Source organism: Pseudomonas sp. GL_117, from assembly GCF_057835125.1.
The window spans coordinates 3016229-3038146 of record NZ_CM174418.1; the positions used below are offsets into that span (position 1 = coordinate 3016229).

At 55.4% G+C, this 21918-nt stretch carries 21 protein-coding genes and 2 pseudogenes; 7 read left to right on the forward strand and 16 right to left on the reverse strand.

The annotated features are described in order from the left end of the window. Positions 1-9 precede the first annotated feature (9 nt). The 11 genes from AC3ISR_RS13440 to AC3ISR_RS13490 form a co-directional block, all read right to left on the reverse strand. Positions 10-945, reverse strand: coding sequence for a LysR family transcriptional regulator (locus AC3ISR_RS13440; RefSeq protein WP_463983719.1), 936 nt, complete (start codon positions 943-945; stop codon positions 10-12). Between the two features lie 134 nt (positions 946-1079). Then, on the reverse strand, positions 1080-2162 hold the full coding sequence (locus tag AC3ISR_RS13445; protein ID WP_192300093.1) for a protein-glutamate methylesterase/protein-glutamine glutaminase: 1083 nt from the start codon (positions 2160-2162) through the stop codon (positions 1080-1082). After that, positions 2125-2658 (reverse strand): chemoreceptor glutamine deamidase CheD, encoded by a 534-nt coding sequence (gene cheD, locus AC3ISR_RS13450; protein ID WP_192300092.1) that lies wholly within the window; start codon positions 2656-2658, stop codon positions 2125-2127. Before cheD ends, AC3ISR_RS13445 begins: the two co-directional genes overlap by 38 nt. After that, positions 2655-3464, reverse strand: coding sequence for a CheR family methyltransferase (locus AC3ISR_RS13455; RefSeq protein ID WP_463983720.1), 810 nt, complete (start codon positions 3462-3464; stop codon positions 2655-2657). Before AC3ISR_RS13455 ends, cheD begins: the two co-directional genes overlap by 4 nt. 10 nt (positions 3465-3474) lie before the next feature. Further along, positions 3475-4014 carry a chemotaxis protein CheW gene (locus AC3ISR_RS13460; RefSeq protein ID WP_192300090.1) on the reverse strand — a complete coding sequence of 180 codons (540 nt, stop codon included), beginning with the start codon at positions 4012-4014 and terminating at the stop codon, positions 3475-3477. Positions 4015-4050: 36 nt separating this feature from the next. Further along, positions 4051-5709, reverse strand: a complete 1659-nt coding sequence (locus AC3ISR_RS13465; protein ID WP_192300089.1) for a methyl-accepting chemotaxis protein — start codon at positions 5707-5709, stop codon at positions 4051-4053. Positions 5710-5738: 29 nt separating this feature from the next. Beyond that, entirely contained in the window at positions 5739-7775 is a 2037-nt protein-coding gene (locus AC3ISR_RS13470) for a chemotaxis protein CheA (protein ID WP_463983722.1), read from the reverse strand. A 41-nt stretch (positions 7776-7816) separates the two neighbouring features. Next, positions 7817-8104, reverse strand: coding sequence for an STAS domain-containing protein (locus tag AC3ISR_RS13475; protein ID WP_463983723.1), 288 nt, complete (start codon positions 8102-8104; stop codon positions 7817-7819). Between the two features lie 23 nt (positions 8105-8127). Beyond that, positions 8128-8496, reverse strand: a complete 369-nt coding sequence (locus tag AC3ISR_RS13480; RefSeq protein WP_192300086.1) for a response regulator — start codon at positions 8494-8496, stop codon at positions 8128-8130. Between the two features lie 9 nt (positions 8497-8505). Further along, on the reverse strand, positions 8506-9720 hold the full coding sequence (locus tag AC3ISR_RS13485; protein ID WP_463983724.1) for a methyl-accepting chemotaxis protein: 1215 nt from the start codon (positions 9718-9720) through the stop codon (positions 8506-8508). A gap of 349 nt (positions 9721-10069) precedes the next feature. After that, the gene (locus AC3ISR_RS13490) at positions 10070-10432 is read right to left on the reverse strand and encodes a winged helix-turn-helix transcriptional regulator (RefSeq protein WP_192300084.1); all 363 of its coding nucleotides are present in this window, start codon (positions 10430-10432) and stop codon (positions 10070-10072) included. An 89-nt stretch (positions 10433-10521) separates the two neighbouring features. Here AC3ISR_RS13490 and AC3ISR_RS13495 point away from each other — a divergent pair, with 89 nt between their 5' ends. Further along, complete coding sequence (locus tag AC3ISR_RS13495; protein WP_305392728.1) at positions 10522-10848, forward strand: nuclear transport factor 2 family protein; 327 nt, start codon at positions 10522-10524, stop codon at positions 10846-10848. Positions 10849-10913: 65 nt separating this feature from the next. After that, positions 10914-11036 (forward strand): annotated as a pseudogene (locus AC3ISR_RS13500) (transcriptional regulator); the annotation flags it as partial. A gap of 504 nt (positions 11037-11540) precedes the next feature. Here AC3ISR_RS13500 and AC3ISR_RS13505 read toward each other — a convergent pair. The 4 genes from AC3ISR_RS13505 to AC3ISR_RS13520 form a co-directional block, all read right to left on the reverse strand. Beyond that, complete coding sequence (locus tag AC3ISR_RS13505; RefSeq protein WP_192300082.1) at positions 11541-12539, reverse strand: NADP-dependent oxidoreductase; 999 nt, start codon at positions 12537-12539, stop codon at positions 11541-11543. 75 nt (positions 12540-12614) lie between these two features. Continuing rightward, the gene (locus AC3ISR_RS13510) at positions 12615-13484 is read right to left on the reverse strand and encodes an alpha/beta fold hydrolase (protein ID WP_463983725.1); all 870 of its coding nucleotides are present in this window, start codon (positions 13482-13484) and stop codon (positions 12615-12617) included. A gap of 103 nt (positions 13485-13587) precedes the next feature. Further along, entirely contained in the window at positions 13588-14376 is a 789-nt protein-coding gene (locus tag AC3ISR_RS13515) for an SDR family NAD(P)-dependent oxidoreductase (RefSeq protein ID WP_463983726.1), read from the reverse strand. Between the two features lie 52 nt (positions 14377-14428). Next, positions 14429-15529, reverse strand: a complete 1101-nt coding sequence (locus AC3ISR_RS13520) for an alkene reductase (protein ID WP_463983727.1) — start codon at positions 15527-15529, stop codon at positions 14429-14431. A gap of 166 nt (positions 15530-15695) precedes the next feature. Here AC3ISR_RS13520 and AC3ISR_RS13525 point away from each other — a divergent pair, with 166 nt between their 5' ends. The 5 genes and pseudogenes from AC3ISR_RS13525 (at position 15696) to AC3ISR_RS13545 (ending at position 19655) form a co-directional block, all read left to right on the forward strand. Further along, positions 15696-16295 (forward strand): TetR/AcrR family transcriptional regulator, encoded by a 600-nt coding sequence (locus tag AC3ISR_RS13525; protein WP_463983728.1) that lies wholly within the window; start codon positions 15696-15698, stop codon positions 16293-16295. A 265-nt stretch (positions 16296-16560) separates the two neighbouring features. After that, positions 16561-17352, forward strand: a complete 792-nt coding sequence (locus tag AC3ISR_RS13530) for an HpcH/HpaI aldolase family protein (protein WP_192300077.1) — start codon at positions 16561-16563, stop codon at positions 17350-17352. Between the two features lie 65 nt (positions 17353-17417). Further along, entirely contained in the window at positions 17418-18338 is a 921-nt protein-coding gene (locus AC3ISR_RS13535) for a branched-chain amino acid transaminase (protein WP_463983729.1), read from the forward strand. 19 nt (positions 18339-18357) lie between these two features. Next, positions 18358-18498, forward strand: a pseudogene (locus AC3ISR_RS13540) (leucine ABC transporter subunit substrate-binding protein LivK); the annotation flags it as partial. Between the two features lie 680 nt (positions 18499-19178). Then, entirely contained in the window at positions 19179-19655 is a 477-nt protein-coding gene (locus AC3ISR_RS13545) for an Lrp/AsnC family transcriptional regulator (RefSeq protein ID WP_192300075.1), read from the forward strand. Between the two features lie 557 nt (positions 19656-20212). On the opposite strand, the gene AC3ISR_RS13550 is transcribed toward AC3ISR_RS13545, so the two are convergent. After that, on the reverse strand, positions 20213-21295 hold the full coding sequence (locus AC3ISR_RS13550) for a hypothetical protein (RefSeq protein ID WP_489324791.1): 1083 nt from the start codon (positions 21293-21295) through the stop codon (positions 20213-20215). Between the last annotated feature and the right edge of the window lie 623 nt (positions 21296-21918).

Genomic DNA, 21918 nt, shown 5'->3' on the forward strand with positions numbered 1-21918 from the left:
GCGCCGGGATCATGGGGCGACGCCCTCGATCCACGAGGCCCCCGGCCATTGTTGATCAATGACCAACTGTCGAGCGACATCCGTAATAACTACCCGCGCCGCCAGCGCAGCGGGAGCAAGCTCATCATCCGGCAGTGTCGCCAACAGGTTTCGTCGACCTACGTGAGCATCGGATATTTCCACCACTGAAAGTCCCGACTCACCTTTGAGCGCCGCTGCCGCACCGGGCTGGATGGTCGCAGCATGACCTGCGCGTACGGCGTTCATCAATACGGCAAGACCATCCACTTCCATGATGATGTTGGGCGCCAACCCCGAACGTTCAAACGCAACCATCAGCGTAGAACGCAAACCGTGTTGCGCGCTCGGCATCACCAGTGGAAGTTGCCCCAGATCCGCCAGTTGCATGCGCGTTCCTTGTGGTGCATGGGGCAGGTGCGGTGAACTGATGACAAATAGTTTTTCGTCGAGCAGCGGTGTCACGCTCCAGCGCTTGCCCCCTTCAAGTTGAAACACAATGGCCAGGTCGATCTGGCGAGCATTGAGTTGCGTGGCCAAATGCCCGGACAGCATCTCGACCAGGTGCAATTGAATATCCGGGTAGCGCTCTCGCATTGCATTGATCAATGGCAGGGCAAGCACAGTGGCAGTCGTGGGCGCCATTCCGACGGTGACATAGCCACTCATTCGCCCGCGGTGAGCGGCCAGGATCGCATTTTCGGCTTGCCTCAAACACAGCTGGGCATGGTGCAGGAACGCCATACCAGAGCCGGTCGGCGTGACACCCGTAGTGGTGCGATTAAGGAGGCGGGTTGACAGCTCACTTTCAAGTTTCGCGATCTGTTGGCTAAGGGCTGATACGCCGACGTCCAGTTCAAGGGCTGCGCGTCCCAAGCTGCCGTGTTCGAGGATTTTTACGAAATAGCGCAGTTGTCTTAATTCCAAACGTTGCCGCTCCACGTCAAATGATGGTTGGGATGCCTATCGATGGCCACAGGAGGCTGTTCAGACATTCTACGAATGGCAGCTTTCAAACGGTAACCTGAGGCCAATCAGGCAATGTCATGGGCGGCTCGCGTTCACTTATACAAAATCGCTTGATGAATATCCTCCAGTGCCATGATGCGTTGAGCGGCGTTGAGTTTGATGGCTTCCTTGGGCATGCCGAACACCACGCAACTGGCTTCGTCCTGGGCGACTGTCGCGGCGCCGGCGTCGAGCATTTCTTTGAGTCCGCGCGCGCCGTCGTCGCCCATGCCCGTCATGATGATGCCGGTGGCGTTCCTGCCCGCAAACCGGGCCACCGAGCGAAACAGCACATCCACCGAAGGGCGATGCCTGTTAACCAGCGGTCCGTCGATAACCTGGGCGTGATAATAGGCACCACTGCGGGTGACCATCAGGTGCTTGCCGCCAGGCGCGATGAGGGCCAGGCCCGGCAGGATGCGGTCGTTGTTGCGCGCCTCGCGCACCTCGAGCTCGCAGATGCTGTTGAGACGCTCGGCGAACGAAGCGGTGAACTTCTCAGGCATGTGCTGCACGATCACTATACCCGGGCACACCCGCGGCAGTGCGGTCAGCACCGCTTCCAGCGCTTGGGTGCCGCCGGTGGAGGTGCCGATGGCGACGATACGCTCGGTGGTCTGAGCCATCGCATGGCCATTGCCGGCGGGCAGGATCGCATCCGCACTGAGTTTGCTGGCCGGAGGCGGTGATGGCGCCGGCCTGGCGCTGCGCTTGCCCAGGTTCCTGACGTTGGAGTTCGCGGCAGCACGGATGGCGGCCACCAACTCGGCTGCCGATTCGATCAGGAAACTCTTCAACCCCGTACTCGGCTTGGTGATGATTTCCACAGCGCCCGCCGACAGCGCCTGCAGCGAGGTTTCCGCGCCTTTCTGCGTCAGCGAGGAACAGATCACCACCGGCGTCGGCCGCTCACTCATGATTTTCTTGAGAAAAGTGATGCCGTCCATGCGAGGCATTTCTACGTCCAGCACGATCACGTCCGGCCATTCCCGCGAGAGTTTATCCATGGCAAAAATCGGGTCGGAGGCAGCGCCCATCACGTGAATATCCGGCGTATCGCTGAGAATCGCCTGCAGTACCTGGCGCACCACGGCCGAGTCATCGACCAGCAGTACACTGATTTTTTTGGTAGGCATCTTCTTGAAGTGTTCCCATTGGTTGGTGCCGAACCCAGACGTTGCCGTTCCATAGGTCGAACATGATCGTGCGGTAACCGGTACTGCCCATGTCCTGGGCCGTCAGGTGCAGGTGATGACGCTCGGCCAGGGCCAGCGCTGCGCGGATATTCTGGCTGGCCACGTTCTGCGCCGGCAGTTGGCGCCGCAGGTTGGGAAACATCTCGCCGCCGCCGAACAACTTGACCTGGTAATCGAGTGCCTGGGTGCCATTCGCCTGGGCGTGGCGCAGCAGCAGTTCCAGAGCTTCGTCGGCATATCGGCCGTCCAGGCACTGATGATTGCGCAAGCGCCCCGGCAGCATGAAGTGGCACATGCCGCCAATCAGCCGTTGCGGGTGCCAAAAGGTGATCGCCACGCAGGAACCGAGCAAGGTCCGCAGGCGCGTCGGCCGCGTCGAAAAACACACCTGGCCAGGTGCCAATACTACTTCGGCTACACCGATAGGCTTTTTCATGGCTTGCGGTAAATCGACGGTGCCACCAGCTTCAAGGTGTCATTCACACCGTGGAGGCTTTCCGAGTGACTGATGATCAAATAACCGCCGGGTTTGAGCAGCGGCAGCAGGCGTGCGACCACTTGGCGCTTGGTCTGCTGATCGAAATAAATCATCACGTTGCGTAGGAAGATCACCTCGAACTCCCCCAGGGCAGGCAACGCCTCGTTAAGGTTGACCTGGACAAAATTGACGCGGCTACGCAAAGCCTTGTCGATCAGGAAGGTGCCCGCCTGGCGGCCAATGCCCTTGAGGCAATACTTGGCCAGCAGCGGCTGGGGCAATGTCTCGGTGCGTTCCATGGAGTAATGGCCCGTGCGCGCCTTGGCCAGCACTTGGGTGCTGATGTCCGAGCCGGTCACTTCCCAAGGCGTGGTGCCGAGGCTTTCGGCCAGGGTCATCGCCAGGCTGTAGGGCTCTTCGCCCGAGGAACTGGCCGCGCTCCACACGCGAAACACTTTGCCCGGCGCGGCGTGGGGCAGTACCTGCTGACGCAGGAATTCGAAGTGCTTGGGCTCGCGAAAAAAATACGTTTCGTTGGTGGTCAATAAATCCAGCGCAACCTGCAGTTCGCCCTTGCGCTGGTCATTCATGATCAGCTTGAAATACTCACTATAGCTCTGCAGCTCATAGTGCTTGAGGCGCTTGAACAGGCGCCCGGCCACCAACGCTTTCTTGGTTGGCGAAAGGTTGATCCCGGCCGCGCGGTACAGCCAGCTCTGGAACTGACCGAATTCACGATCATCGATGCAAGCGTTGTCTGGCATGGTCGGGGCCTCAACGCGGGTCGAGGTCGAGGGTCGGCGCCTGGCCGGCCTCGGCGAGGCTGGACATCTCATCGATGGACAACACCTTGTTCACCTCCAGCACGATCACGAACTTGCCATCGACTTTGGCCATGCCACTGATGAAATCGGCACGAATTCGCGCGCCGAAGTTGGGTGGCGGCTCGATCTGCGTGACCGGGATCTCCCGCACCGCAGACACCGTATCGACCAGCAGCCCGATATCCTGGGGCTGGCCATCGTCGGTACTCGCTTCGATGATGATCACGCAGGAGCGTCGGGTGATCGCCGAGTTGGCCCGCCCAAAGCGAGCGGATAAATCCACCACCGGCACCACCGCGCCGCGCAGGTTGATTACCCCGCGCACGAAAGCCGGCATCATCGGCACCACCGTCAGGCTGCCGTATTCGATAATTTCCTTGATCCCCAGAATGCCGATGGCGAACATTTCGCCGCCAAGCATGAAGGTCAGGTACTGCGCATCCTCATCTACCGCCACAGCGGTCTGCCGAGTCGTCATTACTGCGCCCATATCACTCTCCCTAGTAGGCCCACCTTGATCGTGCGATCAGAAGCGGGTGAAATCCGCTTCGTCCGGGGCACTGGCCATGGTGTAGGCGAATGCCTTGCGCGGTGCCTGTGGTTTGGGCTGTGGCTGCTGGCGGTTAGGCTTGCTGCCAGGGCTGTCTACGCTGCTGCTTTGAACCGCGGCCTTGGGCGCCGAATCCAGCACGAAGAAGCTCATGGCCTGTTGCAGTTGCTCGGCCTGGCTGCTCATTTCTTCGGCCGTGGCCGCCAGTTCCTCGCTGCTCGAGGCATTTTGCTGGGTCACCTGGTTGAGCTGGGTCATCGCTGTGTTGATCTGCGCGACTCCGGCCGCCTGTTCCTCGGACGCGGCGCTGATTTCCTGCACAAGGTCGGACGTCTTGTTGATGGAAGGCACCATTTCGTCGAGCAACTTGCCGGCTTTCTCGGCCATGTCCACGCTGCTGGAGGACAGCTCACCGATTTCCTGGGCGGCTACCTGGCTGCGTTCAGCCAGCTTGCGCACTTCGGCGGCGACCACTGCGAAACCCTTGCCATGCTCGCCGGCCCGGGCGGCCTCGATGGCGGCATTGAGTGCAAGGAGATTGGTCTGGTAGGCGATGTCATCAATGATGCTGATGCGCTGGGCGATTTTCTTCATCGCCACCACTGTCTGCTGTACCGATTCGCCGCCCTCGGTGGCTTCCTTGGCGGCCTTGCTGGCCATGCCATCGGTGACCTTGGCGTTTTCGGTGTTCTGGTTGATGCTGGCGCTCATCTGCTCCACCGACGCACTGGTTTCCTCGACGCTGGCGGCCTGTTCACTGGTGGCCTGGCTCATCGATTGCGCGGTGGCGCTGACCTCCTCGGAGGCGCTGGCCAGGTTATCGGCGGCATTGCGCACTTCACCGATGATATGTGCCAGCTTGCCGACCATGTTGCGCATGGCGTTGAGCACCATGCCGGTTTCATCTTTGCCACCGGGCTCGATATGGGCGTTGAGGTTGCCTTCGGCCAATTGCTCGGCGGCGCTCGCGGCCTGGCGCAACGGGCGGGAAATGATCCGTGCGATGAATACCGCCAGGCCCAGGCCGATCAGCAGGGCCGCGACCAGTACCGCGATGATTGACACACGTGCGCTTTCATACAGCGCCGAGCCTTTGTCGCCGGCGGCGCTCGCGCCGGCGTCGTTGAACTCGACCATTTTCTGCAGCCGAGCGGTCACCTCATCGAAATACCCCCTGGATTCTCCCCTGAGCAAACCGCTCGCCTGGGCGTTCTGGTTCTGGCGAGAAAACTCAAGCACCTGCTTGCTGCTTGCAAGGTAGGCATCCCAAGCGCTTTTGACGCTGGCCAGGAGTTGACGGTCTTCATCGTTGGACAGCAATTGCTCGTAGGTGCCCATGCGGGTTTCGAACTGCTGGCGCGCTTCGGTGGCTTCGTGTTCGGCCTGGGCCTTTTCCTCGGGAATTTCGGTAGCGATGTGGCGGTTTTCTTTCAAACGGTAGTTGGCGGCAAAAAAACGCATGCCGGCGGCTGCGCGCATGGAGGGCATCCAGTTGCCCTTGATGTCCTGGGCCGCATGGTTGACCGCACCGAGCTGGTGGATGGCGAAGCCGCCCATCGCCCCGGTGAGCACCAGGACCAGCAGGAACGAGCTGATCAACTTGGTGGAAATCTTAAGATCGTAGAACCATTTCATCGGGGAACCTCCATGGAATTGCAAATCCGTCAGCGGGCAACGACCGTTGGCGACTGAGGCGCCTGGGTTGTGCGTGCTTCCAGTTGTACGATTTGGTTGAGCAGTACCGGTACATCCAGAATCAAGGCCACCGCGCCGCTGCCCAATATGGTCGAGCCGCTGATGCCGCGCAGTGCGCCGAACAACTTGCCCAGGGGTTTGATCACGGTCTGGAACTCGCCGAGCAGGTCATCGACCACCAGCCCGGCCTTATGCTCGGCATTGCGCACTACCACTACATTCTGACGTCGGGCGACCGGGCCTTCGTGATTGAAGTGATCGCGCAGGTGAACCAGTGGCAACACTTCGCCACGCAGGTCCAGATATCCCGTGTCACGGCTGGACTGGCGCAGGTCTTCATCCAGCTCGATACACTCCTGGACCATGTCCAGCGGAATCACATAGGTGGATTGGTCGATGCCGACCATGAACCCATTGATGATCGCCAGGGTCAGCGGCAAGCGAATGCGCACCACGGTGCCCTTGCCGGGGCGACTGTCGAGGTCGACGGTGCCGCGCAACAAGGTGATATTGCGCTTGACCACGTCCATGCCAACGCCGCGCCCGGACAGGTTGGTCACGGCCTCGGCGGTAGAGAAACCCGCTTCGAAGATCAGGTTGTAGATCTCCTGGTCGGTGAGCAGCGCACCACTGGCCACCAGCCCGCGTTCCTGGGCCTTCTGCAGGATGCGGTCGCGGTTGAGCCCGGCGCCGTCGTCGGCGATCTCAATGACGATGCTCCCCGAGTCATGGTAAGCATTGAGGCTCAGATGGCCCTTCGCCGACTTGCCGGCCGCACGCCGCGCATCGGCGCTTTCGATACCGTGGTCCATGGCATTGCGCAGTAGATGCATCAGCGGGTCGCCGATCTTCTCGACCACGGTCTTGTCCAGTTCGGTTTCCGCACCGCTGATGATCAGTTCGATGTCCTTGCCCAGCTCCTGGCTGATATCGCGCACCACGCGGCGGAAGCGGTTGAACGTGTCGCCGATGGGGATCATGCGCAAGTGCAGGGCGCCATCGAGGATCTCTTCCACCAGCCCCGAGACCGTCGAAGCCGCCTCTTGCAACGGGTCATTGTTAGAGGAGCGGGCCAGCAGGTTAGCGCCGGCGCTGGCGATCACCAACTCGCCGACCAGATTGATCAACTCGTCGAGTTTGTCGGCGTTGACGCGCACGTAATTGCCGTCGCGGGTCTTCACCTCACTGGGCGCCGGACGCGGCGATGCTGCTGGCATAAAGGCGGGCTCGGCCTGGGTGACCAGGTCGCGAGCGATGGCCGTCGTGCGCTCAGGCGCTTCGTCTACGGCGCTGATCTGCACTTCACAGTCATCACGCACAAAGTCGAATACCTCCTTGAGGGTGGCGTGGCTGGCCGTCGAGCGCAGGTCAATCTCGAAGCCCAGATAGCAGCTTTCCGGGTCCCAGCTGGCGGCGGGCGGAATGTGCTGAGTCAAGGTGGTGACCTGCAACAGCGTGCCCAGGGTGTCGAGGTAACGCAGGAACGACAACGGGTCCATGCCGTTGCGGAAGACATCCACGCCGAAGCGCAGGTCAATATGCCAAAGCACTTCCACCGCCGCGTCGTCGCCCACCTCAGCGGTGTCGACGCTGACAACGGTGGTTGGCAGCGGCGAATAGGCACTCAGTGCCTCGCGCAATGCCTCACCGCGCTCCAGCGCGGCGGGCGTCGGCGTCTCACCGCGGTCGGCGACCACTTCGATCAATTCGAGCATGTGGTCACCGCACTTGAGCAGCAGTGCGATCAAAGCGGCGTCCACCGCCACACTGCCTTCGCGCAGGTGGTCGAGCACGTTTTCGACGATATGCGTGAACCCCACGATCGACGCCAGACCGAATAGGCCCGCCGAACCCTTGATGGTGTGGGCGGCGCGGAAAATCGCGCCAATGGCATCCTGGTCGGCGGGCTCGCTTTCCAATTGCAGCAGGGATTGCTCCATGTCCTGCAACAGCTCGCGTGCCTCAACGATGAATGTCTGCTGTGCCTGATCGAGATTGATGCTCACCGGACCTTTCCTTGTCGATCAAAAAACGTGGGAAGCGCTGACTATGAGGCCTCACTGCGACACAGTTGGAGCGCCTGGATGACCACCTGGCTCTGGCCGGTCACGCTCAAGCCTGTACCGCTGATGCCGGCCTCACGCCGGATGACCGCAAGCAACTGCAAGCCGGCGCCATCCATTTCCGTGACCTGGGACAGGTCCAGCTCAAGGCATGGCGACGCGCCGATCTGCGGCAGCAGCGCACCTGCCAGTTCCGCGACGGTGTAAATCGTCAGCTCACCGTCAATGCGCACGCGGGCAGTGTCGTCGAAGGTGTCGATGGTGATCGGCATGGGAGCCTCCCTGGCGCCGGGGTTCAGGGCAGTATCAGTTTGGACACCGCTGCCAGCATCTGCGCCGGCTGGAACGGCTTGACCACCCAGGCCTTGGCGCCAGCGGCCTGACCCTCGGCCTTCTTCGACTCCTGGGACTCAGTGGTCAGCATGATGATAGGCGTGAACTTGTAATTGGCCAGCTTCTTGACCTCCTTGATGAAGGTGATGCCGTCCATGTGGGGCATGTTCACATCGCTGATGATCAGGTGCACCTTCTGCCCGGTGAGCTTGCCCAGGGCATCCCGGCCGTCGCAGGCTTCGATCACGTCGTAACCGGCACTTTTCAAGGCAATACCGACCACCTGCCGCACACTGCTGGAGTCGTCGACCACTAATACATTCTTCGCCATGAGGTACTCCTAAAAGAAAGTAATGTCTTGAGAATTGTGCTGCGCGGCCGCATCGCCATGGTGGATGCGCCGTTGCTCGTCGGTGGCATAGGTGGCTTCCATGCGCGCCAGCCACTGCCGGGCGTCGACGGCGACCGCCTGGTCGGGGGCCAGGCTGGCTTGCAGGAGGTGTTCATGCAAAGCGTGCATGTTGTCGCGCACGTGACTGAGGATCTGGCTGACCCGATCCTGGAATTGCAGGTTGACCAGCACCTCGGTCATCTCATCGCGGATGCCGTAGCTTTCCTGCTTGAGCAGGTCGGCGGAGTCGGCCAGACGCCCGGTGATGTTCTGGAAGCGCTCAAGCACCACTTGAATACTGTTTTCGGATTCGGCCACCGAATGGCTGTCCTGGTCGGCGTTGCTGGACGCAGCGTGCACCAATTGCGTAATGGCGTTATTGATGATGTCGACCTTGGCCGACATCTGCTGGCCGGTTTCACTGGATTTGCTCGACAGGCTGCGCACCGCATCGGCCACCACCGCGAAGCCACGACCGGCCTCACCGGCCCGCGCCGCCTCGATGGCTGCGTTGAGGGCCAGTAGGTTGGTTTGTGCAGCAATCGCCGCCACATCAGCGGCCATGGTGCGCAGTTCGCCGGTGTAGGCGGTCAGGCTGCGGACCTGGGCCAGGGTTTGATCACGACTGCTTTGCGTGGCCTTGAGCGAATTGATCACCTGGCTCAGTTCACTGTCGCTGCGTGCCAGCGCCTCAAGCGGCCCATCGGCGGCGTGCCCATCCAGTTCTCCGGCAGCGTGCTGCGAGGCGTGTACCGTTTCCTGCAAGCGCGTGGCGATCCCGGTAAACCGGTTAGCCAGGCTCACAATCGCTTCTTCGGTCTGATGGCGCGAGCTTTCCACCTGCTTGGCCCAGATCGGCATGGCGCCCAGCAACACCTCATCCAGCTGTGCCCGCGAGGCCATACCGTTGCGCGCCGCGCCCGCGTCGGCCTGAGCCGCCTGCACCTGCGCGATGCCTAGCTGCACGGCGTTACGCTGCGAACTCGCACTCCAGGCGCAGGCACCGAGGCCGATCAGCACCAGTACCGCGCAAGCCGCCAGGTTGGCCGCAGAGGTTGATTGCACCAGTGTCCAAATCACGGCAGGTACCACCGGGATCAAAGCGAACCAGCGAAAACGCGGATGAGCGAGAGGGGGAGTGCGGCTGGATTGACGCTGGGTCATGAGTTCGATCCTTGAACTGTGTTGCGCGTGGAGATGACATACGACTTATCTGCGCCGTGCGTCACAACTTTAGACAACCTAAGTGCCATCTGTCTGATTTATGACCAGCAGGCGACTGTTTCTCGGGTGTACTCACCGCATCCAAATCTCGCATGAGCCAAACCAACGACACCAGCAGGGACAGCTTGCTCCACAAAGGTATTCTTGGCGATTAAAGGCGCCAGTGTCTTAGCGTAGATCGTAATCACCAGGCGCGCTCAAGCCCGAGCGATCGAGCGCCTAGCGTACAGCCACGCAACCGGGCGCCTTGCTATACCGCCGTCGTAACGAGAGCCCGGCCCTCGAACACCTAGGCCGGAAGAGAGGAGGAGGGTGATACCTGTTCGTGGTCGGCCTCGGCCCACTTCAACATGCCATCAAGCACCGGACAAAGCTTTTGTCCCCAAGCCGTCAGGCGGTAGTCCACTCGAGGTGGCTTTTCGTCGTAGACGGTACGTATCACCAGCCCATCTTGCTCCAGCCCCCGCAGTTGTTGAGCCAGCATTTTTTGAGATATGCCACTGACCACGCGTTCGAGATCTGAAAAGCGCTGAACCTTGCCATCGAAGAGATGAAACAAAATGACCAGTTTCCATCTGCCACGCAGTAGTGCAAGTACGGCATTGACATCTTCGGCAGCTGAATCAGGCGTGTAGACCTTGTTATGGCTCATTGGTAGTCACTTACTTTTTCGTGCGTTCTTGTCGAGTTTGGCTGAGGCGCTGATCATGAGTAGCACTTGTCTATCAGGAGAATAACTCGATGAGTATTAGTCGGCATCCAGCCATTGAAGCCTATTTTACAAGTGAGACCGGCACCGACGTCGGCACCTTAAACACAGTATTTACGCAGGATGCGACAGTCCTGGATGAAGGAAAAACCATCGTGGGTATTGATGCCATCACCGCATGGAGAGCGGCAGCGAAAGCGAAGTACCAATACACGGCCGAACCCGTGGACAGTCAGGAGGATGAGGCAAAGTCGGTGATCAGCGTGCGGCTCTCCGGTAATTTTCCCGGCAGTCCTGCGGTAGTGACATACACCTTCAGTGTTCATGATGGAAAGATAAACGCCCTTGAGATTGGTTGATGACTGTCGGCAATGGGTTGGAAGGTTGTCGCGATCCCGTATCCGGACGTGACCACGGGTGGTTGAAGGTCTACAAAAAACCGCACACCGGCGAAGTCGTCGAAACCAAAGGCGGCAATCACAAGACCTTGAAAGAATGGAAAGCAGAACACGGCTCCGCCACAGTTGAGTCCTGGCTGACAAAGTGAGTTTGGTTTGAGTACAAGGGGCCCTTCGGGGCCTTTTTTATTGGATGCATTATCAGTCGCTGCCCACCCTGGCCCAGAATTCTTCGGCAGTTGGGCTGAGTGGCGCTGCTGGACGGGTCAGGTGAATTTCCAGATAGCAAGGTGGTTCAGCATTATTGCTCCAGCATTAACGTGCGCCAGACTATGGTTGGAGGCGTTGGCGGAGCGGGTTTGGACGGCGGCTCAAATTTTCCTGGCGGTGAAACAGGGTTACTACAGGACACTTCTGACAAGTGGGCTTCACGTATCGCTGTACCAGAACTCTCGTCTGGCAGAAGGGTCGAGTCACAGACCAGTGAGACAACGCTACCTGCCTGACCTTGATCTGATTCATGGGGTGGCACGGATTTGCGTGTCTTCAGATTATCGACAGTCATTCGCTTGTTTCCTGACCTGCTCGCACGCATCGAAATGCGATAAACGTAAACCCTCGTCCAGGGTTTTGGTTATTGATTGCCTGCTTGGTCATATGATCTTGATGACCACCTTGCCTTTGGCTCTGCCACGTTCGACATAGCTCAATGCCTCAGCCGTTGCTTCGAAAGGGAAGGCGCGGTCGATCACTGGTGTGATAGCGCCGGACTCGACAAGCGCAGTGATATTTTCCAACTGGGCGCCGCTCGCACGCATGAACACGAACGCATAGTTGATGCCTTGCTTGCGGGCTTTTCTGCGTATGCCGCTGCTTAACAGACGCATGACCCAGCCCAGTCCCCAGAACAGCTTTTGCTCCCGTGCGAACTCTGCCGTCGGCGGCCCTGAGATGGAGATAAGCTGGCCACCAGGCTTGAGAATGCTGAGTGATTTTTCCAGGTCGACAGGGCCTAGGCTGTTTAATACGACATCGTAGTCGCGCAAGACGTTTTCGAAGTTTTGCTGCTTGTAATCGATGACAACGTCCGCCCCTAATGCCTTGACCCAATCCACGTTACTTGTGCTGGTCGTAGTGGCAACGAAAGCACCTAGATGCTTTGCAAGCTGGATGGCAATTGTGCCGACACCACCGGAACCCGCGTGGATAAAGACTTTTTGCCCCTTTTTCAACCGGGCTGTATCAACCAACACCTGCCAGGCGGTCAGCGCAACCAAGGGAAGAGAAGCAGCTTCTTCCATGGAGATATTTTTGGGTTTCAGCGCAAGAGCACTTTCATCCACCGCAATCAGCTCGGCAAAAGCGCCAATGCGTGATTGAGGAGGGCGGGCATAGACCTCATCCCCGGGCTTGAAGTCGCGCACCCCTGACCCCACGCGGACGACGACGCCGGCTAAGTCGTTACCCATAATCAGCGGGAATGTATACGGCAGGATCAGTTTGAATTCACCTTTGCTGATCTTCGAGTCCAGCAGGTTGACGCTGCTGGCATGCACCTTGACAAGGACGTCGTTGATTCCCGGTTCCGGTTCCGGTACCTCGCCAATACGTCCATGATTTTTGCCGTAACGGTCGATCAGGAAGGCTTTCATGATTCGGTTCTCATGGTTCAATGGGGTGGCAGCATGCCCAAGCCAGCGTGCTGCTGTAAGGCGAGCCGAAGGTGTTCAGGCATTCAAAAATGCGGTCGCTCTCGTCACGAAATCAGTGTGGTATTGGAAGATTCCGCCATGACCCGCGTCGGGGTAAATGATCAGTTGTGAATTTGGAATTCGGTTCGCCAACTCGGCAGAGTTCACAGTAGGAACCATGATGTCGCTATCACCGTTTACGATCAGCGTGGGTATCTGGATGCGGCTGAGATCCTGTGGCTGTTGCCGGCCCCAGGTTTGAATCGCCTTCAGTTGCCGCATGAAGGCAGCAGGCGTTGGGTTTTTGTCTCGATATGTCTTGCGCTCCTTCAGGCGTTTTAAAAAATCCTTGGCAGCTTTTCGCCCATTGGCCGTAGCGGTGAAGAAAAGGTAAAACTTCGGGTCGCGCACTGTCAGGAGCCCCTTAAGCATCAACGGCCACGACACAGACCACACCTTATCTATACCTTCGCCGCCCGCCGGCCCGGTACCGGTCAAAATAAGTTTGCGCACCCGTTCAGGGGCTCTCAGCGCAATGTCCTGTGCGACGAACCCACCCAACGAAAACCCCAGCAGGTCGACTTTTTTGAATCCCAGAGCACGGATCACGGCGATGGCATCGTCTGCCATCTCACTGACGGTCAAAGGGGCGGTTCCACCCGATGCGCCAATTCCCCGATAGTCAGTGGCAATGATTCGTCGGGTGCGGGCCAGTCCATCGAGGATGCGTGGGTCGAAGTTATCCAGAACTGCGCCCCAATGATTCAACAGAACGAGCGGTAATCCGTCTCTAGGCCCCAAGTCTCGATAGGCAAATGCTGTTCCTTTGACAGTCACCTGCTGGTTCGCGGCGCAGACGAACTGCGCTGGCAATCCAAGGTCACGATTTGTGGCTTCAACGATCATGTGCACACCGTGCCCTGATGAGGGGCGGTTGAGTGAATGTAAGAAAATCTGCAGCAAGCGCCTTTACATCAAGGAATGCGTATCAGCGCATGCAGCCTGATAATCACGCCTTGGCTTGATAGCGCTCGGCGACTACAGATTGGCGAATCTCAGAAAGCAAACCTTGGCGGGCAGTCTGCAGAGCATCCCAACGAGCGGCGTCTTGTAACGGTGGAATGGTCACTGGCTCGCGACGATCAAAACCGACCAGCGCAGCATCGACCAGATCGCTCACATCCATAATTTCGCTCAAGGTGTTGATGTCGATGCCCGCACGTTCCCAGATCTCCGTGCGGGTGGCCGCAGGGAGAACAGCTTGTACGTAGACGCCTTTAGGCGAGAGCTCAAGGCTCAGGCCTTGCGATAGAAATAGGACAAACGCCTTGGTCGCACCGTAGACGCTCATTCCGAATTCCGGTGCCAGCCCCACGACCGAGCCAATATTGATAATTGCGCCATTACCGGCTTGTGCCAGGCGTGGAGCGATTGCGCTGGCGAGTCGTACCAGGGCGGTGGTGTTAAGCGCGACCAGGTTGGCAACGCTGTCGGTAGATTGCTCAATGAAGCTGCCAGATTGGGCGGCTCCCGCATTATTCACAAGGATGCCGATACTGGCGTCATCACGCAGGCGAGCTTCCACGGTGGTCAGATCACTGATTTGAGTCAGGTCGGCCTGGATCACGTCAATGGAAACCGCGTGTTTCTCACGCAGCTGGGAAGAGAGTGCGTCCAGCCGGTTTTTGTCGCGGGCAACCAGTACCAGGTCGTGCCCGCGTTGGGCAAAACGCTCAGCGTAGATCGCGCCAATGCCTGTTGAGGCGCCGGTAATCAGTACGGTTTCAGGGGTGCTCATAAATAGATGCTCTTGAGTGGATGTATATCAGCGATTTTGTTTCCAGGGCTGTTCAGCCCTGCGCGGAGCGGGACTCGGCAAGTGTCGGGTAGTCGATATAGCCCGCTGCACCGCCGCCATACAAAGTTGTAGGGTCGAATGCGGATAAAGGTGTGTGGTTCTTGAGTCGCTCGACCAAATCAGGGTTGCCAATGAACGGACGTCCGAAGGCGATCAAATCAGTCTTGTTGTCGTTGAGTCGCGAAGCCGCCAGATTCAGGTCATAGCCGTTGTTGGCAATGTAGGTATTTTTGAAGCGCTGGCGCAGGGCGCCAAAATCGAAAGGGGCGACGTCGCGCGGCCCACCTGTTGCACCTTCAACCACATGCAGGTAAACCAGGCCCAAGGCATCCAACTGGTCGACGACGTAATTGAATTGCTGCTGCGGGTCACTGCTGGAAACGCCGTTGGCAGGTGACACTGGAGAAATACGGATTCCCGTTCGCTCGGCACCGATCGCGTCCACCACCGCAGCCGTGACTTCGAGCAGCAAGCGAGCACGGTTTTCAACTGAGCCACCGTAGGCGTCAGTGCGAATATTGGCGCCGTCCTTGAGGAACTGATCCAGCAAGTAGCCGTTTGCGCCGTGGATCTCTACGCCGTCAAAGCCCGCAGCGATGGCGTTTATCGCCGCTTGGCGAAAGTCATTAACGATCCCGGGCAACTCTTCGATATCAAGAGCTCGGGGAACTGAAGCATCTGCGAAGGTGTTGTTGACGAATACCTTCGTCGCGGCTTGCAAAGCAGAAGGCGCTACCGGAGCTGCACCGTTCTCCTGAAGGTCGACGTGGGATACGCGACCAACATGCCACAACTGCAAGAAAATGCGTCCGCCTTTGGCATGAACTGCGTCGGTAACTTTGCGCCAGCCATCTATCTGCGCCTGTGTATAGATACCGGGCGTATCTTGATAGCCCTGACCTTGCTGCGAGATCTGGGACGCCTCGGAAATCAGCAGACCTGCCGACGCTCTCTGGCTGTAATAGGTTGCAGAGTGCTCGCTCGGAACACAGTCTGCCCCAGCGCGATTTCGCGTCAGTGGCGCCATTACGATTCTGTTGGAAAGCGTCAGCGAGCCGAGCGTATAGGGCTCAAACAAGGTCTTGTCGTTCATATCGATTCCATACTCGTTGATCAATGACGGCAATCTGCGCCGTGGTGGCAAAGACATGTGGCACTGGATTTATGATGTCGATCATAATCAAAGCTGTCAACAGTTTTGATTGTGATCGACATCAGAGTATAGTCAGGCCATTGTTTAAGAGGCATAGGAGTGCGCAATGAAGATCACCAAGACGCAATCACTCGCCAACCGGGCCCATATTGTGGAGACGGCTTCAGAGCTGTTTCGTGAGCGTGGCTACGATGGTGTGGGTGTGGCAGAACTCATGGCTACTGCCGGTTTTACCCAGGGAGGTTTCTACAAGCACTTCGGCTCCAAGGCAGATTTGATGGCCGAAGCAGCGGAAAATAGCCTTTCGAAATCCCTTTCGAGTACCTGCAATCTCGACGTTCCTGGATTTGTAAATCTGTACGTGTCGAGAGATCACAGAGACGGCAGGGGAGCCGGATGCACCATGGCAGCGCTGTGTGGTGACGCCGCCCGTCAGTCAGACGATTTGAAGGCGACCTTTGCCAGTGGAGTTGAAAACACGCTTGCAGCACTCGAGGAAAAGTACACAGCGGGTTTGGATGTGACGAAGCAAGGAGCTCGAGCGAAAATGATAGACCTGCTAGCCCATGCAATCGGCGCAGTTATGCTGTCACGGGCGTGTCCGGATGACTCGTCTCTCGCGGATGAAATACTGGAGACTTGTCGTGCCGAGATAATTGCGTCATTGCCGCTGTCTTCGACTAGTGAGTCGCGGGAGAGCACCTAACGACCGGCTCACGATTTATTTTTCTCCGTTCCTTAACTGCTCTGGCGTGGCATTGGGAGAGCACCTCCAAGCGCGCAATCCCCGCGTCGGAATTTCACTAAAACTCACCAAAATCAGAATGAGTATTTCGCGGATGCTAAAAAAGCGAAATGAATGCTCTATTGCATGTCGTTTTTGTTAATGAAAATGCGCAAAAAAAACCCCTAGCATCTGCCTAACATGAGTCGATCGACTATCGACCCATCACGAAGCTAGGAGACCTACCGTGCACTTTGTAAATCCCATCAAGCATAGTTTAAAGAGCGGCAAACCGACCGTTGGCTGCTGGCTGACGCTTGCGAGTCCTGCCGTCGCTGAACTGATCGCTCATTGCGGTTTTGATTGGGTGGTCATCGATGCTGAACACGGTCCTAGCGACACTCAGGATCTTGCTGCTCAACTCAGAGCAATTGATGCCGCCGCCTTTAACGGGGCAAAAGCCGTAGGTGCAGTGCGAGTCACTGCCAACGATCCTTCATTGGTCAAGCGTGCAATGGATTGCGGAACGCAAACTATTGTTTTTCCCAACATAAATAGTGCGACTGATGCAAAAGCTGCAGTGGCATCGATGCTATTCCCTCTACCCGAACAATGTGGGGTCAGGGGCGTCGCAGGGATGGTAAGAGCAGGGAGCTATGGTTTAGACGTCAACTACGTCAAAGCCGCAAACAACCAGGCTTGCGCCATTGTCCTGATTGAGTCAGTGGATGGGGTAGCGAACGTTGAGTCTATAGCTGAAGTCGAGGGCGTGGATTGCTTGTTCATCGGTACAGCTGACTTGTCTGCAAGTATGGGTTATCTCGGGCAGACCAGGCACGATGACGTCAAGGCCGCCGTCGAGAAAGTGTTGACCGCAGCACGCAAGCACTCAAAAGCAGTAGGAATCTTTGCAACTTCGGTGGAAGAGGCTCGCCAATACAGGGAAAAGGGCGTGACCTTTATCGCGCTTCATTCTGATACCGGATGGTTGACCAAAGGGGCGACAGACGCCTTGGATGCTCTCAACTTGAGAAGTTAATTTCTAATTGATCATTGAGCAATCTCGTTGAGTACTGTTGTTTGATTTATTATTGGAGATAGTAAATGTCGATGTCGGATCGTGATGGGAAAATCTGGAAAGATGGTGAGTTGGTTGAGTGGCGTGATGCCAATACTCACATTTTGACCCATACACTTCACTATGGCATGGGCGTGTTCGAGGGGATACGCGCATACGAAACGGCGCGCGGCCCGGCAATTTTTCGTCTGAAGGAGCATATTCGTCGTCTCTTCAACTCAGCTAAAATTTTTCAATTGGAAATTCCATTTGATGAAAAAGCTGTAAGTAATTCTTGTGTAGAAGTCATTCGCGCAAATGAGTACGACTCATGCTATCTGCGACCATTAGTATGGATCGGCTCAGACTTTCTGAGCATCGCGGCAAAGAACAATAAAATTCACGTTGCAACAGCTGCGTGGCCCATGGGCTCTTACCTAGGGGAAGAAGGGATGGAAAAAGGCATTCGAGTAAAAACCTCCTCTTTTACCCGTCATCACGTCAATGTTTCTATGGTTCGTGCAAAAGCTTGCGGTTATTACATCAACTCAATCCTGGCAAACCGTGAAGTCACTTCTCTTGGCTTTGATGAGGCTCTGCTGCTAGATACTGAAGGCTACGTAAGTGAAGGTGCTGGCGAGAATATCTTCATGGTTCGCGATGGGGTCATTTACACCCCGGACTTAGCGTCGTGTCTTGATGGCATAACCCGTGACTCAGTTATGGTTATCGCCAGGGATTTAGGTTTGGAAATCAGGGAGAAACGAATCACCCGTGATGAGCTGTATTGCTGTGATGAGGCGTTTTTCACAGGTACCGCTGCTGAGGTCACTCCTATTCGTGAACTTGATGGCAGGACAATTGGCGCTGGCTCGCGAGGCCCTATTACACAGCAGATTCAAGAGATCTACTTCTCCGCTGTACGTGGCACTAATGAAAAGTATGCCCATTGGTTGACTTACGTCTGACGGTTGAGCGTGAGTAAGTATCCGTGCAGTTGGGGCGGCGCACGCTGAAACGATTAAAACTGCAATCGCGGGGCCGATGAGTGGGCCAGTTGCGCAATATGGAAATATGGTATCCGCTGGTGCTTTGACTGCAATTGAGCAAATAAATGCAGCGGGGGGAGGGGAGTGAGCAGTAAAACATTTTTGATAATGTGATAGCACTAAGCGATGGTGTGACTTCTTGATATAGAAGGGGATGTGGATATAGCAGGGAGATTGCCCAGGCTCACTGCTCCCCATTCCCTAAGAACAAGTCAAAAACTCAGAGATTTGTGGTGTTGCAGATGAAAACTCCTAAGTGTCGCATAGCGATGATGGCAAATAAGCTGAATTCGCTAAGTGTGGCAGACTTTCGAGCAGTCTCATTAAAGGTGCTATTAAATCCACCGCTGTTGTTGATTGTATTAATTTGTATTGTACGATTGCGAGAGTGATGACGCAATTCTAGCTTTCAATCCAGCCAATGTGTTCGCAATGAAATTGGGTTCAAAAGTCGACTTGGATGTTATTTTTTCTTAGGCTTGGTAACTAAGTAGAAATAAGAAAAGGGAGGCCGGTTGCTACTGCTTTCGGGTGAACCCCTATCGCCGCCAAACAACGCTAGTCGTTTAGTTTCCGATATGGCGATTCTCACCTCAATTGTCCCTTGTGGGGTCGCTTCAAGATATCAGGATCTCAACCCAAAGCAGCAAGCGAACCGGCGGAAAGATACTACATTCTTCCAGAAAAAAGATATGCTAAAATCACTAATTCTATTAAGTAGATACAGAATGAAAATTCTGTATTTGTGGGGTTTTTGAAATGATCATTCCAAAAGTTAAAATAGACGGTACCGATCGCCGTATTCTGGGGGCGCTCCAGCGAGATGCAAGGCTTTCTAGTGCAGAGCTTGCGGAGTTGGTGTCTTTAAGCGCCTCTCCATGCTGGCGCCGGGTCAAAAGGCTTGAGGAAGTAGGTCTAATACGTGGTTACCATGCAAGCATAAATACCGAGATGCTTGGATACGCTATAACTGCCTTCGTGCAGGTGGCCTTAGATCAAAAGGACACCAGTCATATGAAGTCTTTTGAGGAATCTATAACGTCATTTGAGCAAGTAATAGCCTGTCACTGTGTCTCTGGTGTTTATGATTATCAGTTGACGGTCTTGGCAACAGATTTGGCAGCGTTTAGCGAGTTCGCTAGAAAAAATATAAATGGTTTTCCGAGCGTCAAGGATGTTTGTACCGCTTTTGTCGTTAAGGAAGTAAAAGCGCCAGTGAACTTGATGGTCGGCTAGTAGGAAGGAGCAGTTACCGCTATTTTGTGAGCGTTGGTTTCAACTGCCACTCAACAATCAGCTGTCACCAGTACTCGGAAGAAATCATATGGATGTCGCGGCAATAGTAAAAGCTTCGTCAGATCAGACAGGTAGGCCGAATATTTGATCTGGGACATTAGAATTCACCATAGAATTTCTTACATGTTTTTGGAAGTAAATATCAAATGGTGCGTTCGATGGAAGCAATTATCGGAAGTGGTGTGATTTTGCGGGTTTTTTTGAGGAGTTATCCTGATGTGAATAAATGGGGATGGAAGTAATATTATGAACTCGTATTTTTTTGGGGGGAGGAGGAGAGTATGGCAGTAGCAAGCGAGTCGGTGGCAGAGACGGTGGGCCGGGCGCACTTCAGGTCAACGGGGACCGTATGACCACTCAACAGGTAAACTAGTAATGAACTGGCAGTGAGTGACGCTGCGGATGTTCGTAGGCACTGAACTATATCGATGTTCAGCTTAGAGTTATTACATCCGGCAGGGTGCACAATAATGTGCACTACGATAAATCGCCGTTGTTCAGGTTGCTAGAGTTTTAAATGCCCCACTGGTGAGATGGCCGACCCATGAAGGACCCATAAAGCTGGTTATAGCTTTATGCCTGATTTTATTATGAGTATCGAAGTCATAAATGCGACTGCTTTCGTCAATGTCACTGATATACGCGAAACGAGCGGAAAGAGCAAAAAAAATATTGAAGTCTTTTTTCAGATCCTGCGCCAGGAACACCTCCTTATAAATCTTTTCATTCGAGTGCATTATGCCTTTGGAGAGAATTCCTGCTTTCATAAAGGTGGTAGTAAATAGTGATATCAGTATGTAGTCTGAGGGGGCTAGGTCAACTATAAGGCCCTTCGGCAGGGCCAAGGGTAGGATCCATTTTATATAATGATTTAGCAAGTGTGACGCGATTCCAAGATGGTGTAGCTCTGACGAGAGGTTCATCAATATATCATGGGCCGCATAGAACGCCTGAGAAGGTTCGGTGACTGTCAGTCTCCGGGAAGACCTGATGATCCAAGTAACGGCCGCTAGAGAGTCCAAACTTGGGATTTTACAAAGAGATCGTCGGTGGTTACGGGATAGGTCTAGTTCAGATTGAAAATACTGGTTGTACGCCTCGTTTGGGCAGATAATTTGCTGAATTTTTGGGTTCAACTGCCTAATGAATTCGGAATCTTCTGCCACAGTTTGATTATTGGGGTCACAGACTTTCCATAGAGGGTGTTCCAAAATACGCGCAGACCCTCGTGCTCGGCTATCAACATCACGCACCAGCTTTACATGTGGTTTATGAAGGCCGTCGCGATAGTTACGCCATTTATTTTTTTTCTGCTTCGTGCATCCGTCGGGTCCGATAGATATCGCACTAGGTTCAAAATATCGTTCGAGGCTGCCCGCCTTCATGGTACCGATGGAACGCCCCAGATATCCGTACCAACACAGAATGCTGAGTTTCCGCATCGGGGTAAACGTTGTGCAAATAGGGGCCTTCGACAAATTTCGCAATGCTATTGGAAAATCAATTTCAGTACATAAAACACTATTGCTATCAATAGGTTGATTTTCAAAGGGGGGGTAAAAAATTTTGTTTTTTTCCACTTTGACACACCCTCGCGGCTATGGTTTTCTTGCGTGACATCCCGGTATGAATCGTAACATGATGAAACTTACCAAAACTGAAGCGCTGGCGAAAAGCATCAATCGCAGTATTACGAAAAGTACGGCGTCGTTATAAGGACCAAGGATCAGTGGTGAAATCTCGGTATACCCCCACCCTAGGTCACTTAGGCAGGCTGCTAGTAGGAAACTTTTGAGGTTCCGCTATTCGAATTAACAAAACGAAGAGTTGGGTTTGAATTTTGTTCGGGGTGAGGCACTTGGGATCGCGCCGCAGCGGTGTAGCTGACGTAATTTCTAAACAGTAGAAAATAAATACAATCAAACCAGGATAAGTAAGAAATACAATTCCTGAGGTTGTACTCTGGTGCATTTGTCAATGCGGCTATAAGTAAGTGTTCTTGCTGCCGTGATTTTTGCTTCAACTTGCAATTTTTGACAATCCAGTCGTGCTTGCCAACTAAACTGGTCGCTTGTTTCCATTTAGAGTGGCTTCAGATGCTGTCGTGAGTTATGAGCAATCCACGAGCTTAGTCATCTGCCTGAAAAGCCAAAGCGATCAGTAAAACTTTCGTGTATTAAATGTGGTCAACTGAGTATGCGAC

What these genes read in the sequence shown, in the direction of transcription:
- AC3ISR_RS13445 (WP_192300093.1), bottom strand. Translation starts at nt 2,162, where the DNA reads ATGCCTACCAAAAAAATCAGTGTACTGCTGGTCGATGACTCGGCCGTG.
- cheD (WP_192300092.1), bottom strand. Translation starts at nt 2,658, where the DNA reads ATGAAAAAGCCTATCGGTGTAGCCGAAGTAGTATTGGCACCTGGCCAG.
- AC3ISR_RS13455 (WP_463983720.1), bottom strand. Translation starts at nt 3,464, where the DNA reads ATGCCAGACAACGCTTGCATCGATGATCGTGAATTCGGTCAGTTCCAG.
- AC3ISR_RS13460 (WP_192300090.1), bottom strand. Translation starts at nt 4,014, where the DNA reads ATGGGCGCAGTAATGACGACTCGGCAGACCGCTGTGGCGGTAGATGAG.
- AC3ISR_RS13465 (WP_192300089.1), bottom strand. Translation starts at nt 5,709, where the DNA reads ATGAAATGGTTCTACGATCTTAAGATTTCCACCAAGTTGATCAGCTCG.
- AC3ISR_RS13475 (WP_463983723.1), bottom strand. Translation starts at nt 8,104, where the DNA reads ATGCCGATCACCATCGACACCTTCGACGACACTGCCCGCGTGCGCATT.
- AC3ISR_RS13480 (WP_192300086.1), bottom strand. Translation starts at nt 8,496, where the DNA reads ATGGCGAAGAATGTATTAGTGGTCGACGACTCCAGCAGTGTGCGGCAG.
- AC3ISR_RS13485 (WP_463983724.1), bottom strand. Translation starts at nt 9,720, where the DNA reads ATGACCCAGCGTCAATCCAGCCGCACTCCCCCTCTCGCTCATCCGCGT.
- AC3ISR_RS13490 (WP_192300084.1), bottom strand. Translation starts at nt 10,432, where the DNA reads ATGAGCCATAACAAGGTCTACACGCCTGATTCAGCTGCCGAAGATGTC.
- AC3ISR_RS13495 (WP_305392728.1), top strand. Translation starts at nt 10,522, where the DNA reads ATGAGTATTAGTCGGCATCCAGCCATTGAAGCCTATTTTACAAGTGAG.
- AC3ISR_RS13505 (WP_192300082.1), bottom strand. Translation starts at nt 12,539, where the DNA reads ATGAAAGCCTTCCTGATCGACCGTTACGGCAAAAATCATGGACGTATT.
- AC3ISR_RS13510 (WP_463983725.1), bottom strand. Translation starts at nt 13,484, where the DNA reads ATGATCGTTGAAGCCACAAATCGTGACCTTGGATTGCCAGCGCAGTTC.
- AC3ISR_RS13515 (WP_463983726.1), bottom strand. Translation starts at nt 14,376, where the DNA reads ATGAGCACCCCTGAAACCGTACTGATTACCGGCGCCTCAACAGGCATT.
- AC3ISR_RS13520 (WP_463983727.1), bottom strand. Translation starts at nt 15,529, where the DNA reads ATGAACGACAAGACCTTGTTTGAGCCCTATACGCTCGGCTCGCTGACG.
- AC3ISR_RS13525 (WP_463983728.1), top strand. Translation starts at nt 15,696, where the DNA reads ATGAAGATCACCAAGACGCAATCACTCGCCAACCGGGCCCATATTGTG.
- AC3ISR_RS13535 (WP_463983729.1), top strand. Translation starts at nt 17,418, where the DNA reads ATGTCGATGTCGGATCGTGATGGGAAAATCTGGAAAGATGGTGAGTTG.
- AC3ISR_RS13545 (WP_192300075.1), top strand. Translation starts at nt 19,179, where the DNA reads ATGATCATTCCAAAAGTTAAAATAGACGGTACCGATCGCCGTATTCTG.